Source organism: Aquimarina aquimarini, assembly GCF_900299535.1.
Lineage (GTDB): Bacteria > Bacteroidota > Bacteroidia > Flavobacteriales > Flavobacteriaceae > Aquimarina > Aquimarina aquimarini.
The window spans coordinates 132,726-150,687 of record NZ_OMKE01000057.1 but is presented as its reverse complement, the minus strand read 5'-3'; the positions used below and the strand labels follow the sequence as shown (position 1 = coordinate 150,687).

The 17,962-nt window shown below is 31.5% G+C and carries 10 protein-coding genes; 4 read left to right on the top strand and 6 right to left on the bottom strand.

What is annotated here, in order from left to right; all coding sequences use genetic code 11:
* Positions 1-308: 308 nt before the first annotated feature.
* Positions 309-2,264 carry a S9 family peptidase gene (locus DG508_RS19760; protein WP_108869951.1) on the bottom strand — a complete coding sequence of 652 codons (1,956 nt, stop codon included), beginning with the start codon at positions 2,262-2,264 and terminating at the stop codon, positions 309-311.
* 19 nt (positions 2,265-2,283) lie between these two features.
* Positions 2,284-5,499 (bottom strand): WD40/YVTN/BNR-like repeat-containing protein, encoded by a 3,216-nt coding sequence (locus DG508_RS19755; RefSeq protein WP_108869949.1) that lies wholly within the window; start codon positions 5,497-5,499, stop codon positions 2,284-2,286.
* Between the two features lie 354 nt (positions 5,500-5,853).
* On the opposite strand from DG508_RS19755, the gene DG508_RS19750 reads away from it, so the two are divergent.
* Complete coding sequence (locus tag DG508_RS19750; RefSeq protein ID WP_103866323.1) at positions 5,854-6,087, top strand: hypothetical protein; 234 nt, start codon at positions 5,854-5,856, stop codon at positions 6,085-6,087.
* 172 nt (positions 6,088-6,259) lie between these two features.
* On the opposite strand, the gene DG508_RS19745 is transcribed toward DG508_RS19750, so the two are convergent.
* Positions 6,260-6,616: a hypothetical protein gene (locus DG508_RS19745; protein ID WP_108869947.1), complete on the bottom strand. Its 357-nt coding sequence runs from the start codon at positions 6,614-6,616 to the stop codon at positions 6,260-6,262.
* Positions 6,617-7,034: 418 nt separating this feature from the next.
* Here DG508_RS19745 and DG508_RS19740 point away from each other — a divergent pair, with 418 nt between their 5' ends.
* From DG508_RS19740 to DG508_RS19725, 3 genes are all read left to right on the top strand, one after another.
* Entirely contained in the window at positions 7,035-8,165 is a 1,131-nt protein-coding gene (locus DG508_RS19740) for a vWA domain-containing protein (RefSeq protein ID WP_108869945.1), read from the top strand.
* Between the two features lie 44 nt (positions 8,166-8,209).
* A complete protein-coding gene (locus DG508_RS19730; protein WP_108869941.1) occupies positions 8,210-9,673 on the top strand; it encodes a MoxR family ATPase in 1,464 nt (487 codons plus the stop codon).
* 228 nt (positions 9,674-9,901) lie between these two features.
* Positions 9,902-12,556, top strand: coding sequence for a T9SS type A sorting domain-containing protein (locus DG508_RS19725; RefSeq protein ID WP_108869939.1), 2,655 nt, complete (start codon positions 9,902-9,904; stop codon positions 12,554-12,556).
* A 21-nt stretch (positions 12,557-12,577) separates the two neighbouring features.
* Here DG508_RS19725 and DG508_RS19720 read toward each other — a convergent pair whose 3' ends face one another.
* The 3 genes from DG508_RS19720 to DG508_RS19710 form a co-directional block, all read right to left on the bottom strand.
* Complete coding sequence (locus tag DG508_RS19720) at positions 12,578-13,402, bottom strand: DUF1853 family protein (RefSeq protein ID WP_108869937.1); 825 nt, start codon at positions 13,400-13,402, stop codon at positions 12,578-12,580.
* Between the two features lie 9 nt (positions 13,403-13,411).
* A complete protein-coding gene (locus tag DG508_RS19715) occupies positions 13,412-15,484 on the bottom strand; it encodes a hybrid sensor histidine kinase/response regulator (protein ID WP_108869935.1) in 2,073 nt (690 codons plus the stop codon).
* Positions 15,485-15,701: 217 nt separating this feature from the next.
* Positions 15,702-17,804: a response regulator gene (locus DG508_RS19710; protein WP_108869933.1), complete on the bottom strand. Its 2,103-nt coding sequence runs from the start codon at positions 17,802-17,804 to the stop codon at positions 15,702-15,704.
* Positions 17,805-17,962: the final 158 nt, after the last annotated feature.

Below are 17,962 nucleotides of genomic sequence, written 5' to 3'. Positions count from 1 at the left end.
AAAGAAATTATTTTCCATATTTTATTCTGCAAAGATGAAAAATGAATGTATCATATGATTGTAAAAAAACGACATTAATAGCTTAGCAGTTTATGAGTAGAGTACCTTTATTCAGAGAGTTGTTTTAAGAAGGATATCAGTAAGAAAACATAAAAGAATTAGGCAATGAATTAGGGGGTAAGGTTGACAAAATTTATCGTGGTATAAGAGTATAAATAAGAATTTGTTAAATAATTAGAATTTGAGAGATAAAAAAACCTCCTTCCTAAAAACTAGGAAGAAGGTTTTTTATAAAGCTTTAAGCTTTTTTAGGATTCTGAATCAACTTTGGTAGATTCATTTTTCTCATCATTGATCACCTCTTTATTTGTTCCTTTTAGGTATTTGTCTAAGAATTTCAAAACTCTACCATAAGCTTCGATTTGATTTTCTTTTTTGACAAATCCGTGACCTTCATCTTCAAATAGAACATACTCTACAGGAACTCCATTTTTTTTGACACCTTCTACAATTTCATCAGATTCTATTTTTAATACTCTAGGGTCTTGTGCTCCCTGTAGTACCATCAATGGTTTTGTAACCTTTTCTGTATGAAAGAGAGGAGAAATTTGACGTAATCTAATGGAATCTGCCGTATTTGGATCTCCCATCTCTGTATAAAGAGCTTCTTTAAAAGATTCCCACCATGGCGGAATACTTTTTAGCGTTCGTAACCAATTGGTTACCCCAAAAATATTAACCCCTACTTTGAATTCTTCAGGGGTATAGGTTAGTGCAGCCATGGTCATATATCCTCCATAAGAACCACCGATGATTCCTATTTTATCGGCGTTTATAATATCTTGTTGAGCCAGCCAATCTTTTCCTGCAACACAATCTTTTAAATCTTTATCACCATGATTTCGATCATCCATTTTATAAAATGATTTTCCATAACCACTACTACCTCTATTATTTACAGCCAGTATAGCATACCCATGATTTACAAGATATTGGATTATAGAACTAAAACCTTGTCTGGATTGTCCTCCAGGCCCTCCATGCACCCATACCAAAGCAGGGACTTTATGGTCTGCAGAAGCTTGTTTGGGTTTATAATAAATAGCAGGAACTTCTAATCCATCAAAAGACTTAAAACGTACTACTTCTGAGGTTACCAGATGGTTTACATTGATATCTTTGTTTAAAACATCAGTAAGTCTATTGTGTTTTTTTGTAGCAAGATCATAGGTGTATGCATTATTTGGAGTATTTGATCCACTTACTCTAAGCAATGCCATTGTCTCATCTCTAGAGAATCGCGCACTATTGATTTGTTGGTAATCAATAGATGGAAATTCAACCTTAGTACCTGTGGCTACTTCTGTAACCTCCATAACCGTTTTTGCATCCTCATTGGTAAAAAGCACTTGGTATTTTCCGTTTCTTGTAAAATAAAAAGCAGAAATATCCCATTTTTTCTCTAGTACTTTTTCTTTACTACCATCTGCTAAGTTATATTTCATCAGGTAGCTAAACTCGGCATTATCATCTGTTGTATAATAGAAAGAGCTATCGTCTGGAGAAAAATCTTCTGGCGAATTACCGCTTAGATTATCATTAATTTTAATTTTCTCTTTGGTTTCGGTATTCAATAAATATAAATCTCTATCATTGGTATTGATAGGTTTTGTGAGTAGAATATATTTTCTGTCTTCAGACATTTGACCAAAATCCATCCCATCATTATTTTGATAAATCAGTTTAGATGTAAAATCAGTAATATTCATTTCATAATGATCCATAAATTTAGGATCTCGCTCATTACTGGCATAAAAGAAACTTTTTCCATCTTTTGCCCATCCTCTGAATAACGCTCTTACATTTTTTTCTGGAGTTAGGCGCCTGATTCCAGAACTGTCTTTGACAAATATTTTGAAAATCTCATCACCATTACCATCCATTCTGAATAGGATTCTGTCATCTTGTGGGAAGTAAGAGATCCCGTACACAGATGCTGTATCAGATTTAGTGATTGGAGTAAACTCACCACCTTGACTTGGTGTAGTATACATATTAAAAATCCCTGAACGATTACTAGTCATAAGCACTTTGGATTTATCGGAAGAAAACCCGTTTGCAAATGCATTTTCGTTATCCATAAATTGTTCTATGGAATACTGATCAATTTTTATAGGAGTAACGACTTCTTCTTTTTTTTCTTTTTCTTGTTTACAAGAATAGAGAAGAAGCACTCCTAAACTAAATAAAATTAACTTTTTCATGAGTATATTAATTTGTTAATTATTCTAGATTAAAACTCTTTGTTACTTTAAATGGAGATACTTTTATTTTTTCTATAGTTTCCTGATAAGGTTTCCAATCATTGGCAAAAAAGTTATTGGTTTTGATTAGAGTTTTTTCTAATTGATCTTTTGCCTGTGTTATCAAGGTCTTTTCTGTAGCACTCAGTCCATTTTGTCGGCTACTTATATACCAACTTGCATTATATATACGATCCATTACAGTAACTTCAGGGTTACTAGTGATCCCTTGTCGCTTATCTTCTTTACCAATATAAAAAGCTATTACACTATCAATCTTCTTAGATACTTCTTTTGATAATTTTATTTGCTCTTTATATTTTTTCTTATCCAATGTGGTAAGTTCCTTTTGGTATTTTGATGTTATTTCTTTACTTTCTACCAATTGTTTTACCGCATCAGCAGCTGTTTGAATCATTTTTTCCAAGTTTTTACTACCCGCATATACCTCATCTATATTTTTTTGAGATATAGTCAATCTAGGATCTGATGCTACTTTTATAGAGGTTTCTGATTTTTGATCTCCATATTCCATTACCAATTTATAAGTTCCTGGCTTTACATTTGCTCCTCCACGTTCGGTATCTTTCTTTTGTATTTTGCGAGAAGGGTGATCAACTCCCTTCTCATTCATAGACCATCTTGTTTTATAAAGTCCAGTAGAATCAGGAGTTTTTTCTTTTAAAGTTCTGATAAGGCGATCACCATCATAGATTTTAAGATAAATAGAATCCCATTTAACTATATTTTCATTCTCTTCATCATCAATAGCATCTTCTTTTTCCTCTTCCTCCTTCTTATCTGAAATTTCTTTTTTCTTTTGTTCTACTTGAATATAATAAGATATAAGAGCTCCTGATGCACGGTTTTCTCCATTGTATAAAGCATCTCCTCCAAATCGACTACCTGTAGGTTGTTGATAAGCCGCTTGGTATGCAGTTGGCGGATCAAAAACCTGAAGTTTCTTGTTTAAAATAGTAGTACTTTTTGCTAATGCTCTTAATGGGCGTATATCATCTAGCACCCATGCTGCTCTACCAAAAGTCCCTATAACCAAATCATGTTCTCTTGGGTGTATTACCAAGTCTTTTACAGATACTGTAGGAAATCCTTTGGTCCATTTGATCCAGCTGTTTCCTGCATCAATAGATACGTATAACCCATCGTCTGTTCCTAAGAATAATAAATTCTTTTCTATAGGATCTTCAATAATACTTAAAGTATAACTTTTTACATCATTCTCATCAACAATACGTTTCCATGTTTTTCCGTAATCGGTAGTTCTAAAAGCGTAAGGAGTATAGTTAAATCGTCTATAATCATTTGCTACCAATAAAGCTTCGCCTTTATTTTTGTTTGAAGCTTTGATTTGTACAATCCAACTACCTTTCGGTAGTTCTTTGATATTACTAGAAACATCTGTCCAGTTTGTTCCTCCATTTTGGGTGATATGCACTCTGCCATCATCTGTACTTGCCCAAAGCATATTTTGTTCTAGAGGAGAAGGTTCGATTACCAAAATGGTACAGTGATTTTCTGCTCCTGTAGCATCCATAGTTAATCCGCCACTCTCATCTTGTTTTAGTTTTTTAGGATCATTGGTAGTCAAATCAGGAGAAATAACTTTCCAAGTTATCCCTTTATCAGTGCTTTTATGTACAAATTGACTTCCAAAATAAATTGTTGAATTGTCAAAAGGATCAATGTTTATAGCAGCATTCCAGTTAAAACGTAATTTAACCTCAGGATCAGAGTGATTAGGGCGTACCGTATAATTATTACCAGTAATCCAGTCATATCGGCTTACATATCCTTGTTGACTCATGCTCCAACCGTATCTAGAATCATCTTTATCTGGTACAACATCAAACCCATCGCCAAAAGATATTTCTTGCCAGTAGGAATTACGGATTCCTTGAGATTTCCATACATATGCTGGACCTCTCCAGCTACCATTATCTTGCATACCTCCGTATACATTATAAGGAAATTCATTATCTACATTAATATGATAAAACTGAGCAACAGGTAGATTACCGATAAAACGCCAAGATTTACCTCTATCTCTGGTAATGTTAAGCCCACCATCGTTACCATCAATCATAAAGTTACCGTCATTTGGGTGTATCCACCATGCATGATGATCAGGATGCACCCCATTATCAACACCATAAGCTGGCATCAATTGTGTAAAGTTCTTACCACCATCTTCAGAAACATTTACATAGGTAAATATAGAGTATATTCTATTTTCATTTTGAGGATCTACAAAAATATCAGAGTAATAGAAAGGACGATTACCGATATCGTTTTTATCATTGATTTTTTTCCAAACAAACCCACCATCAGTAGATTTGTACAAAGCATTCTTTTTTGACTCGATAAGTGCATAGATAGTATTAGGACTACTAGGGGCAATAGCCAAACCTATTCTACCCAAATCACCTTTAGGAAGCCCATCTTTATCGGTACGTTTTTCCCAGTTTTTTCCTCCATCATGAGTAATATACAGGCCAGAACCTTTTCCTCCAGATTTAAAAAACCAAGGATCTCTCTTATGTTCCCACATGGCAACAATGAGCTTATTGGGGTTAGTAGGGTCCATTACAAGGTCTGCAGCTCCAGTTTTGATATTGGTAAATAAAATTTTGTTCCATGTATTTCCACCATCGGTAGTTTTGTAAACCCCTCTTTCTGGGTGCTCCCCCCAAGGAGAACCAATTGCAGCAACATATATAATATCAGGATTGGTAGGATCAATGATTACTTTATGAATATGACGGGTTTTTTCTAACCCCATAAGTTTCCAGTTTTTTCCACCATCAAGAGATTTATAGATACCATACCCGCCATTAAGGCTATTTCTAGGGTTTCCTTCTCCTGTACCTATCCAGATGACAGAAGGATTAGATTGTTGTATGGCAACAGATCCGATAGAAGCAGTAGCTTCATTATCAAAAATAGGGTCCCATTTGATCCCTCCCGAGGTAGATTTCCAGAGTCCGCCAGAAGCAGTTCCTGCATATATAATATCTGGATTAGACGTGACTACATCTATGGCAGTCACACGACCACTCATTCCTCCTGGCCCTATATTACGAGGAGTATTATCCTTGATGAGGTCCATAGAGAACTTTTGTGCAGATAGTGTGAAAATCGCACTTAGTAGTAGTAATAAAAATAGTTGTTTTTTCATTTTTGTTGAAAGTGAGTTAATTAGAATCACATCGAGTGCTTATTTTTTTTAATAAATAATAGCTGATTTTGAACCTTAAAAGCTTTTTGTGCATTGTTCTTAGAAATACAAATATGATAGTATATTGTATTTGATGCTTATTATATGTACTGTTTTTAATAGATAAAACAGTACCATCTTGTATGTGAATCAAAAAGGCGGGTATTGCAATATCAGCAATTTTATCAAATAATTTTAACACGCTTTGGGTGATTGATATAGAAAGGTCTAAAATAAATAAAATGAAAGTGCTAAAGTCTTAAAGGCATGTTAAGGTAAAATAACATACATTTAAAGAATAAAAAACAAGAAATAATGAAATTTATAGAACTTACTCTTAAGAATCATATTATACTTCATGGTTTTGATGATCAAAATAAAGAAATTACTGAAGCGGTTGAAGTGGAAGAAGCTTCAAAAAAGATAATAGCTGTAGATAGGATATTATCTATAAGTGAAAAATTTATTTTGATTAAATATGGATATGATAGAATTATATATTGGGAATATACAGAGAATTATAAAAGTGTTAAACGGATGCTTATGTAATGTATGAATTGATATGATAGATAAGTAGTGCTAAATCTTTATCTCAAATGATATAAAGATAGTTTCATTGATAAATGTAAAGTCTTTTATTTGTTATAGCGGTACATGTAAATAGTGCCGTGTATGATCAATGACATATATAATCAAAAAAGAGAGTACTATAGAAAAGTAACTAAGGGATTATCACTTTTGAATTATCACTATTACGAGCAGAGATGAGTTTGAAATTCTTATCTACTTTGATAATAATAATTTTACCTGTATGTAGATTGACCATTTTCCATCTGAAACCATACGATGTTTCAAAAATTGCAGATCTGGCAGTTTTGCGTAAATCTATCTCATTAATATTTTCAATAATTTCATTAGCCAAAAGGTCAAATCCTCTTTGCTGAACTTCTTCTGCAGAGAGTTTACGATCTTTTGGGGTTTGATTGTTTGTAGAGGGTGTACCTACTTCATAAATGATGTTAGAATACGTAATAGACGATAGAAATACTAGGAGAAATAGTACGTAACAATTTTTCATAACTAAATGATTTTAATGCGTTACATACAATATGTTACTTACATATTATGCAATCACATTGAGGTTTAGGTTTATTATCATATGTGGTTGTTGTAGTGCTTTTACAAAAAATCTTATAAGTAGGGGTTTTACAAAATTAGAGTATAGCGGCTCTTTTTATAATATTATTATGTTAAATAAATGGTAATTTGTCTTAAAATTTCAAATTTATTACTTGATTTTTATGAAATACTCAATAAACCATAATTTTAATAAGGGGATTACTTTGTTCTGATAAGTCAATTCGCTTTGATTTTTTTTAAACAAATGTTAATTCTCTCTGCTTGAATCAGTAATCAGGCATTATCTTCTATAAAATGTACTAACTTTATCTTATAAATACATATAACTATTTTATAGGTATTAGAAATTTATGCGAATGAAAAAGAAAAAAGAAATAATTAAAAAAGGTTTTGCATTTACCGCTTTTGAGAAGGAAGAACAATCTCCTTTTGATAAGCTTTTTGATATTTTTCAGGAAATAATTACTCATACTTCTGGAGACTTAGACGAAGCACTAGATTGGATGAAGGAATTAGACAAAGAATATCAACTTACAGATGATAAGTATACCCTTGATGATTTTGTAGAAGACTTAAAAAAGAAAGGATACATACGTGAAGAAATTAAACCTGACGGAAAAGGAAAAATGTCTATTACAGCCAAGACAGAACAAGCAATTCGTAAGAGAGCATTGGATCAAATCTTTGGAAAACTGAAACGAAGCGGTGCAGGAAACCATAGAACGAATTATATAGGTAAAGGAGATGAACATTCAGGAGAGTTTAGAAACTATCAATACGGGGATTCATTAGAGCGAATATCCATAACCGAAAGCCTTAAAAATGCGCAAATAAATCATGGAATCGATGATCTTCATCTTACAGAGGATGATCTTGTTGTAGAAGAGACTAGATTTAAAGCCCAGATGAGTACTGTACTTATGATAGATATAAGTCATAGTATGATTTTATATGGAGAAGATCGTATTACTCCTGCCAAAAAAGTGGCCATGGCGCTTGCAGAACTTATCACTACCAGATACCCAAAAGATACATTGGATATTCTAGTTTTTGGTAATGATGCCTGGCCTATCGCAATAAAGGAGTTACCTTATTTACAAGTAGGTCCATATCATACTAATACAGTAGCAGGTTTACAATTAGCCATGGATGTATTACGAAGAAAGCGTAATACAAATAAGCAAATTTTTATGATCACTGATGGTAAACCAAGTTGTTTGAGAATGCCAGATGGACAGTATTACAAAAATAGTAATGGATTGGATCGTTATATTGTAAACAAGTGTTATATGATGGCACAACAGGCCAGGAAATTACATATACCGATAACTACTTTTATGATTGCACAAGATCCATATTTAATGCAGTTTGTAAGAGAGTTTACCTATGCTAATCAAGGTAAGGCATTTTATACAGGTCTTAACGGCCTTGGAGAAATGATTTTTGAGGATTACGAAAACAATAGAAAAAAAAGAATAAGAGGATAAACAGTTTTGTTTTGAAAAGAAAGCTATAGCAACAAAAGAAAAAAATGGAAAAAACAACAATAAAAACATTAGGAGAACTAAAAGAATCGGGATATAAAAGTGTATCGATCAAAGATGAACTCAGAAATAATCTAAGAAATAAAATAGCAAATAAAGAAAAATCTTTTATAGGAATTCATGGATATGAAAACACAGTAATTCCAGAATTAGAAAGAGCCATCCTTTCTAGACATAATATTAATTTGTTGGGACTTAGAGGGCAGGCAAAAACACGTTTAGCCAGACAGATGATTAATTTATTAGATGAATGGATTCCTGTGGTAGCAGGATCAGAAATTAATGATGATCCATTTAATCCTATTTCTAGATATGCTACTAATTTGATTGATGATAAAGGTGATGATACACCAATAACTTGGTTGCACAGATCAGAACGTTTTGCAGAAAAACTGGCAACCCCTGATGTTACTGTGGCTGATATTATCGGAGATGTAGACCCTATAAAAGCAGCTAGCTTGAAATTGAGTTATGCAGATGATCGTGTGATTCATTTTGGAATGATTCCTAGAGCAAATAGAAGTATTTTTGTGATCAATGAATTGCCAGATTTACAGGCTCGTATACAAGTAGCATTGTTTAATATTTTGCAAGAAGGTGATATCCAGATAAGAGGTTTTAAACTTAGACTACCATTAGATATACAATTTGTATTTACTGCAAATCCAGAGGATTATACAAATAGAGGAAGTATTGTAACACCTCTAAAAGATAGAATAGGCTCACAAATCCTTACACACTACCCAGAAACTATAGCTATAGCAAAAACAATAACTCAGCAAGAAGCAAAATTAGATGCTAGGCAGGAAGATTTGGTTTATGTACCTGATATGGCAAAAGATTTGATAGAACAAATCAGTTTTCAGGCAAGAGAGAGTGAATTTATTGATCATAAGAGTGGGATAAGTGCAAGAATGAGTATCACTGCATATCAAAATTTATTAAGTACGGCAGAATATAGAGCGTTACAATCTGCAGAGAATCATACTTTATTGCGATTGAGCGATTTTATGGGAGTAGTTCCTGCGATAACAGGTAAGGTAGAATTAGTGTATGAAGGAGAACAAGAAGGAGCAGCTTCTGTTGCTTATTCTTTATTGTCAAATGCTATCAAAACTTTATTTTCAGATTATTTTCCGAAGATAGAAAAATTAGAAAAACAGGAATATCAGAGCCCTTATCAAGAATTGATAAATTGGTTTTTTGAAGAGAGTGGGTTTGAATTATTAGACGATTTATCTGATAAAGAGTATAAAGAGAAACTAGATCAGATTACTCCTCTCAAAAAACTAATTGATAAATACCAACCAGATATCAAAGAAGAAGACCGCTATTTTGTAATGGAGTTTTTACTGTGGGGATTGGTAGAATATAAAAAATTAAGTAAACACAGACTATCAGAAGGTTTTAGCTTTAAAGATCTTTATGGAAGTTATATTAATGGTTTATAAACCTAATTCTTACTAATACAATTTTTAAATTGACTTAAAATTTTATCAAAAAATCTCCAGTACTTCTTATTAAGAGTACTGGAGTTTTTTTATGAAAAAAGATGATATTTTTTGTAGAAATAAACTGAAAATGTGTCGTTTTTAACTACTTAGCTATTTTTTTTTATCAATTATAAACTTATCTATATTTTAATAGGTTATTAATGACTATTCTTAAAACCTAATAAAATGAAATACAAACTCAAAATAGTACTTGTTTTATGCCTATTGATTAATTTTTTAGGCTATGCTCAGACATTTATTCGTAGCTATAGTAGCGAAACAGCAGTTTATCAGCTAAAAATGGATTTTTCACCTCAGTCATGGGGAGATGTATACCTAGAGATCGAAGTTAAAAATACAGGACAAAATGATATCAACGTTAGAAATTCTAAAACCCAATTTCTATCTGATGGAGTGCCAAATTTGATCAATTTTATGACAAATGGTAGTATCTCTTATCCATCTACCATACATATGAATCAAACCTCAGAGGGGAATCGATATCGCAATACTATCAACATAGGATTATCGGAAGCTTCTTGGGTTGATGCTATGTTATCTACCAATGAAAGTTTTAAAGTAAAAATAAATTTAAAAACAGTAACATCTTCTTATGAGGAGTTAGCTAATGCCGTGCGGTTTTATACAGAAAACGGAGAACCTTCATTATTTACAAATGTAAAAACGATGATAACAGGAAATGATACCAATGCAGTTCAAGTAACCTATAAGAATGATGAATTTAATACGTTGTTGACAAAGACAGTTGTGGATACAATAACTACCTCATTACGAGTTAATAAACAATATGCGGTATGGGCAAATGATTTTATTGTAGGTGATACTAGATATACTAGTACGTATCCAGAAACATCACCCTTATCTTTTTTGCCTTCTACAACGAATAAGGTGATAACTATACCGTATACTACATCTACGATAAGAAAAGAAAATATAACAGTTACCGTAAGTGGCCTTCCTAATGGGGTTTCTACAACCATTGCACTAAAAAATAATGATATAGTTGGAGTTGATAGAAACGAACAGATTACAGGAGGGACTACTACCATAACTCAAGTTATAGAAGGAAATTATTCTGTTACCATACCTCCTTATACCGATACAGTCAATAACCTGATATATGTACCTAGTTATAACACCAATTTTACCGTGTCTGCGGGTGGTTCTAATGTACTGCCAGTTTCCTTTACAAGTTATTCTATAAATGAGTTTACAGTCAAAGGGTTTCCTAAATATCTATCTCATGGTACAGTGACCAACGCAGCGGCTACTTTTGATGATAATTTCAAGAATTCTCCTTTGAGTGTATTATTTAAGTACTCTGGTATTGATGGTGCTGGAGATAGAGGCAAAATTCCTGCTATGACTGCAACCATAAATACAATCAAGCAAGCACGACGATTAGAAGCTAACCAAGGAGGTGAGCTTATACTTCCTGTAATGGTGCATTACACAGCCAATGCTAGTGGTGGTGGATCAGGAGAAGCTATAAAAGATATGACAGAGAGTCAAAACCTGTATTATCATTATAGAAATTTGATTCAAGAAATAAAAATGATGTTAACCTATGAAGATGTAAATCATCCTAATCCTGGAGCTTTTGTAATTAGTCCTGACCTAATTGGTGCAATTCAACAAGATGTTGTTTTTGGACATGATCATAATATTCGAACAATGAGAATCGATGTAAATCAGGATATCAAAAAAGCATTTACAGATGAAAACTTAAATATCAATGAGATTCCCTCTTTTTCTGATGATCTAAAAGGATATTTTCAATCCATTAATTTTCTTATTCATCATGTTGGAGAATGTAAAATTCCATTTGGATATCAACAAAATGTATGGTCTGCTGGATCTGCGCGTTGGGTATATGAAAATGCAAATGAATTTAATGACCCAGTTAGTGAAGCAATAGAAGTAGCTCTTTTTATGAATGATTTACAATTATATACAGGAGACTGGAAACCTGATTTTATCGCTTTTGATAGATACGAACGAGATTGTTTTGGTCCTGTTTCTATTCAGGATTATGCTTGGACAGCTAGACATTGGGATAAGTATCTGGTTTTTTGTAAAGAAATAGCCGAACGTATAGGAAATGTACCTATAATGTTATGGCAGATACCTGGAGGGCATATGCCAACAGTAGATGAGAATATAGTTAATTTTGATATTGCCAATCACTCATCAGCTTCTGGGCCTTATTTTATGGGAGATAGTAGAATAGGAACTGATATTAATAAGATACATCCCGAGCTAAAACGTATAGCATTAACACAAGCGCATTATGCAGCCAACAATATAGAGGAACATTTAAAAAATGATAAAGGCTATGATTGGGGGATTTCTAATTTGCAAAGATTAGCCAATATGAATGTTTTTAGTGTTTTATGGGGAGGAGGATCTACAACTGGAGTAGGTTCTATTGGGACTAATGGAGATGACGATAAATGGCTAGCGTCAAAACTAGCAACGTATTATAAGAATCCAGTATATAAAACTATCTTGGTTACGCCATACCAAAGCGCTCTATATTGTCAAAATAGTACGACTCCTTTTTTTCAAAAAAAGAAAGAAAAAGAACTCGATATAAAAGTATATCCAAGTCCTGCTACAAATCAATTAGAGATAGAAGGAACTGTTTTGGATAAGGATTTTGTAATAGCAATATATGATATCAATGGTTATAAAATAAAAGATTACAAAAACCAAAAAGTACTAGATATTTCTCAACTAGCCAGAGGAATGTATATTATCAAGTTATATCACTTGGATGCGGTAGGAGAGAGTTCTTCTACAATATTTTATAAAGAATAATAAAAAGTAGGATAGATATTCTTACCACCAAACAATAAAACAACGATCATAATATTCTCCATTACTTTTTATCCAAAGTAATGGAGATTTTTTTTGAATAAGAGAGTGTTGTACTTGCTCGATTATGCTATCATAAGAAAACCAGGTAGTACAATGTTTGGGAGCTATAATCCAATCTTTCTTCTTAGGAATATAGAAAAGATAAGAACTATAATTTGCTGAGGTAAACATTTTTGCTGTTATCCAGAACCCAATAATGCATTTGTTGTTGATTTTTGGTACGATTTTGTTTTTCATAAAAAAAGGAACAAAAAGGTTTCCTAAATAGCATACCTGTTGTTGTATATCATCAGGGTTTACATGTATATTTTTTAAGACACTTTTTGCTTCTTCTTTTTGAAGTAAAGGGAATTGTTTTGTTTTTAATTTATGCACTTTTTGAAGTAAAGTATCTTTACAATTAGGACCAATCCATCGTTCTAGCTCATTTGTTATATTCGGATTATAGAGGTAAAATTTATAGACTAACTCTACGTGTAATATATGATCATTTAGATGATCTTTAAGTATAAAATCCAATTCACCTATAGTTGTTTTGTTACAGAATACCTGTATGTTTTTTGCAAGTAAGGTGTAGCGATTAGAATTTGTTATAAAATATTCAAAAAAATGTTCTACACGTTTGCCTAACACTTCATTTTCTCGAATATTAATACTAGAATAACTGGTGGAGATCTTGGTATTAGCTATTGTTTGTATATCAAAAATAGGGATGTCAAAAAGAGTTTCATCAATCCATAAAGCGTCACTAGCTACAAAACCTGCATATTCATTTTTGATAGACATGTAGACTTTTTAGTTAAGCTTTGATTTTGAAAACACAGAAAAATACTTGTTAATTATGGGCCTAAGAAGTTTCCTATCTATTGGTTTTGAAACAAAGTCATCACAACCAGCATCTAATGCTTTTTGTATATCCTCTTCTGTAGAATATGCCGTTTGTGCTACAATAGGAAGACTAGGTCTTATTTTTTTTATTCTCTTTGTCGCTGCATAACCATCCATAATAGGCATACGTATATCCATAAGCACAAGATCGATATGTTCATTTTTTTTACATAATTCTACAGCAACTTTACCGTTTTCTGCACGATGAATTACAAATTTGTATCCTTTCATTTTTTGTAATATCGTTTTTAGAAATAAAAAATTAACATCACCATCTTCTACGATCAAGATTACTTGTTTTATAGGAATATCAGGCATTTGTGTTCTATTAGCATCAAATATATCATTTTTTAGTATTGGGTGATATGGTAGTGTCACAGTAAACACAGAGCCCTTGTCGATCATTGAGGTAAAAGAAATAGTACCTCCTAGTAATTTAGCATTCTTTTGTGCAATTGATAGTCCTAATCCAAGGCCATCGTAACTTTTGGTAACCTCTTTTTCTGATTGAGAAAAGTTATTGAATATTAATTCTTGATCTTCTGGTTTAATACCAATTCCTGTGTCTTTTATAGTAATTACCAAAGAATCTTTAACTAGTTCACAAGAGATAATTATTGTGCCTTGAGTAGTAAACTTGATCGCATTATCAATTAGGTTTTGTATTATTCTACTTATTTTTTGTTTATCCATAAGTATAACCCCCTGATCATTTATCAACTTATTATCTAGGTGTATTGTAATATTTTTACTGATAGCTTTATTCTGAAAATCCAAAAAAATAGTATATAATAACTTATTAAAATCCATTTGTTCAAAACGAACTTTGACTTGATTGGTTTCTAGTTTTGATATCTCAATAATATTATCAATAATACTAATTAGTTGATTACTGCTGTCAATAATTATCTTGGTATACTCTTTTTGTTTAACAGGAGTAATTCCTGGTTCATTAAGCAGTTCAGAAAAACCAATAATACCATTCATAGGTGTGCGTACTTCGTGAGATATATTATGGATAAATGAAGTTTTGAGTTTATTACTTTCTTCTGCTTTTGTTTTTGCAATGTTTAATTCTTTTGTTTTTTGCTTAATGATATATTTTAAATATCTATTGAGTAAAAGGATAATGATAAGTGATAAGAGAATCATTCCTGTAAGAGTAATCCAAAAACCTGTCTTTTTATAGAAAGGGGTGATCGCATGATACAACCAATTATCAAGAACAATTTCTTTTTCGGTATCTGTAATACTATAAACCGTCTTAGATATAATTTGATTAAGCATTACATTACTTTTTTGAACTGCGATGCTGGGTTTATAAGAATATTCAGTTTCTCCTACAATATGAAGATCCTTGAAATTTTCTGTTTTGATCAAATAGTTAGCAACTGCTTTTGGACCTATGTATGCATGATATTTTCTAGCATTTACTTGTTTTAAACAAGTACTGTCATATACCTCTGTGGCAATATTGATTTTTTTCTCATGTTCTTTAAGTATTTCGTGAATTCCATAATCTTTTGGAACTGTGATTGTCTTGTCATAAAAATCTTTAAGCTCCGTGCCGTAGTTAGTATCTTTTCTTGTAACAATTGTATAATTAGATTGAAATAATTGAGAATAGAAGTTGAGGTAGTTATCTCTATTAGAAGTTTGTTGTATTTCTAAAACAATTTGGATTTTATTGTTTTTGGCATCATCCAATAATTGCCCCCAATCAGTATATAACTTTCTTTTGAATTTATGGTCAATTTTTTTTTCTATAGTTGATAGGTAATCGATAAGGATTCCATCAATTTGCATATTATCATTGATAAATTGATATGGAGTATAGTAGGGGAATAGGCCTATTGTAATACTATCATTACTTTGTAGCCAATTTTTTTCCTCAGTGGTAAGAAGCTCGGTTTTAGAGCAAGAAAATACAGCTATCAATATAATAATAGAAAGGAGAGGATATGGAATTTTTTTTGCCATAACGTTTGCTAAAATTCACTTACTTTTTTTGCTCCTCATTAATAAAGATACTATTTAATGATAACACTTTCAAAAAACAGCGATTTTATTTATAAGGTTGGATATAGATTTTAATTTATTATTTTAAAAAAAAGGTAATGATATAATTTGATACAATTGCTTTTTATAGTGTTATCATTTATATATTTATAGTTGAGAATGTTCTCAGTAGTATATATTAAAACACGGGATGCAAACTTTTTGTTGATTTTTGCATAGAATTTTTAGGTAAATATTTATCAATTACTTTTTTTAAGATAGCGGGATCAATGGGTTTAGGTATAAAATCATCACAACCCGCTATAAAAACATGCTGAACATCTTCATTGGTTGTATATGCAGTTTGTGCAATTATAGGAAGGTGAGGGTAGATGCTTTTGATAAGACGAGTGGCATTATAACCATTCATTTCTGGCATTTTCATATCCATAAATATAAGATCGATACTACTATTTTTTTCGCAAAAATTAAGAGCTTCTCTACCGTTTTTTGCACGATGTATAGTAAAATGATAATGTTCCATTTTTGACAATATTGTTTTTAAAACTAGATAATTTACATCCCCATCTTCTGCTATCAAAATAATGTATGGGGTAGTTTTTGATTCTTTATGAGGTAAATGATAAGAAGTGTTTTTTTCTTCATTTATGATAGGGTAGAAGGGGAGTTCTATCCTAAATGTAGATCCTTTATTTGGTATAGAGGAGAAAGACAATTGTCCTCCCATTAAGTTTATATATTCTTTAGAAATGGTAAGTCCTAATCCCAGTTCTCCATATTTTCTTGATATTTGATTTTCAGATTGAGAAAAGCTTTTAAAAATAAGTTGTTGATTTTTTGGATCAATTCCTACTCCAGAATCTCTAACATTAATAATTAAGGTACTTTTTTGTGCCAAGCAAGATATAAGTACAGCTCCTCTTTTGGTATATTTAATGGCATTTTCCAGAAGTCCACTAATACTTTTGATAAGTTTAGAAGTATCTGTAAGTATATATCGTTGATCTTCGGTAAGGTTATTATTAAGTATAAGTGAAATTCCTTTTTTCTTGGCTTCTTTTTCATAGACAGAAAAAATGGTTTCAAAAACGGCATGCATATCTGCTTTTTCTGAAGTAAGAGTAACTTGATTAGTTTGTAATTTTGAAATTTCAAGTATGTCGTCCATACTTTTAATTAGTTGTTTACTGCCATTTACAATAAAATTAATATATCTCTTCTTTTCATTATTTGTTACTTCTGGTTCTTTAAGCAATTTAGAAAAGCCAATAATGGTATTCATAGGAGCCCTGATCTCGTGAGATATATTATTAATAAAAGCAGTTTTTAATAGATCATTTTTTTCAGCAATATTCTTAGCAATTCGTAAAGCTCTTGTTCTAATTTTTACAATATGTCCCAGATAAAAATGAATACCTAAAACAATAAAAAGTATTGATGTTATTAAGGTTATAATGGGAATAATAAAACTTGGTTGTGTATAAAAAGGAGTAGTTTTTACATACAACCAGTTTTCTATAATATCTTGTTTTTCTTGATCAGAAATAGCATGAATTGATTTTTTGATAATCTGATTAAGAACCTCATTATCTTTATCAATGGCAAGGCCAGGGTTATAAAAATACTTGGTTTGTGAGATAATACTTAGGTTATCTAGGTTTTTGGTTTTAATTAAAAAATTAGCAACCGTTTTTGGACCAAAATATGCATCATGTTTTCCGTCTTGTACTTTTTGTAAAGATGTAGTTTCGTCTATATAGGTATGAAGTTTTATTCCTGTGTACTTTTTCTTTAAATATTCTTCAGCAGCATATCCTGTAGGTACCGTTATCGTTTTGTTATTGAAATCGTTTAAGGAAATACCAGAAGGAGTATCTTTTGAAGCTACTATAACAAAAGGAGTTTCAAATAATCCTGAGTAAAAATTAAGATATTGATTACGAGCCTCTGTTGGTTGTGCCTCAAGAATCATATCTATTTTTTTATTTTTGATATCACTTATTAGTTCGAGCCAATCAGAGTAATATTTTTTCTTGAATGTATGTCCCGTTTTTTCTTCGATCAAATCAAGGTACTCTATAAAAACACCTTCAATTGTATTGTTATCATTGATAAATTGATAAGGAGGATAATATGGGAATAAAGCGATTGTAATAGAATCGTTTTTTTCTAACCATTTTATTTCCGTATCTGTTAATATTTTTTCTTCCTTACAAGAAAAAACAAATATCAAATACGGAGCAAGTATGAAGAGTAAAAGAAACCTTTTTCGATTACGCATTTTGGATAATATATTCTTATGCTACCTATGAAATAAAATTTAGGAATCTAAAGATAGTGTAGTATAAGTTGTTGGTAATTATGTGGTTAATAATTTGCTTTATCAAAAGTAACTAAGACTAAAGATAAGGATTATTTACCCACTCTTATGGTTATATA

Bases quoted from the DNA above. Each gene is read 5' to 3' on its own strand.
- DG508_RS19760 (WP_108869951.1), bottom strand. From the start codon at position 2,264: ATGAAAAAGTTAATTTTATTTAGTTTAGGAGTGCTTCTTCTCTATTCT.
- DG508_RS19730 (WP_108869941.1), top strand. From the start codon at position 8,210: ATGGAAAAAACAACAATAAAAACATTAGGAGAACTAAAAGAATCGGGA.
- DG508_RS19720 (WP_108869937.1), bottom strand. From the start codon at position 13,402: ATGTCTATCAAAAATGAATATGCAGGTTTTGTAGCTAGTGACGCTTTA.
- DG508_RS19715 (WP_108869935.1), bottom strand. From the start codon at position 15,484: ATGGCAAAAAAAATTCCATATCCTCTCCTTTCTATTATTATATTGATA.
- DG508_RS19750 (WP_103866323.1), top strand. From the start codon at position 5,854: ATGAAATTTATAGAACTTACTCTTAAGAATCATATTATACTTCATGGT.
- DG508_RS19755 (WP_108869949.1), bottom strand. From the start codon at position 5,499: ATGAAAAAACAACTATTTTTATTACTACTACTAAGTGCGATTTTCACA.
- DG508_RS19740 (WP_108869945.1), top strand. From the start codon at position 7,035: ATGAAAAAGAAAAAAGAAATAATTAAAAAAGGTTTTGCATTTACCGCT.
- DG508_RS19745 (WP_108869947.1), bottom strand. From the start codon at position 6,616: ATGAAAAATTGTTACGTACTATTTCTCCTAGTATTTCTATCGTCTATT.
- DG508_RS19710 (WP_108869933.1), bottom strand. From the start codon at position 17,804: ATGCGTAATCGAAAAAGGTTTCTTTTACTCTTCATACTTGCTCCGTAT.
- DG508_RS19725 (WP_108869939.1), top strand. From the start codon at position 9,902: ATGAAATACAAACTCAAAATAGTACTTGTTTTATGCCTATTGATTAAT.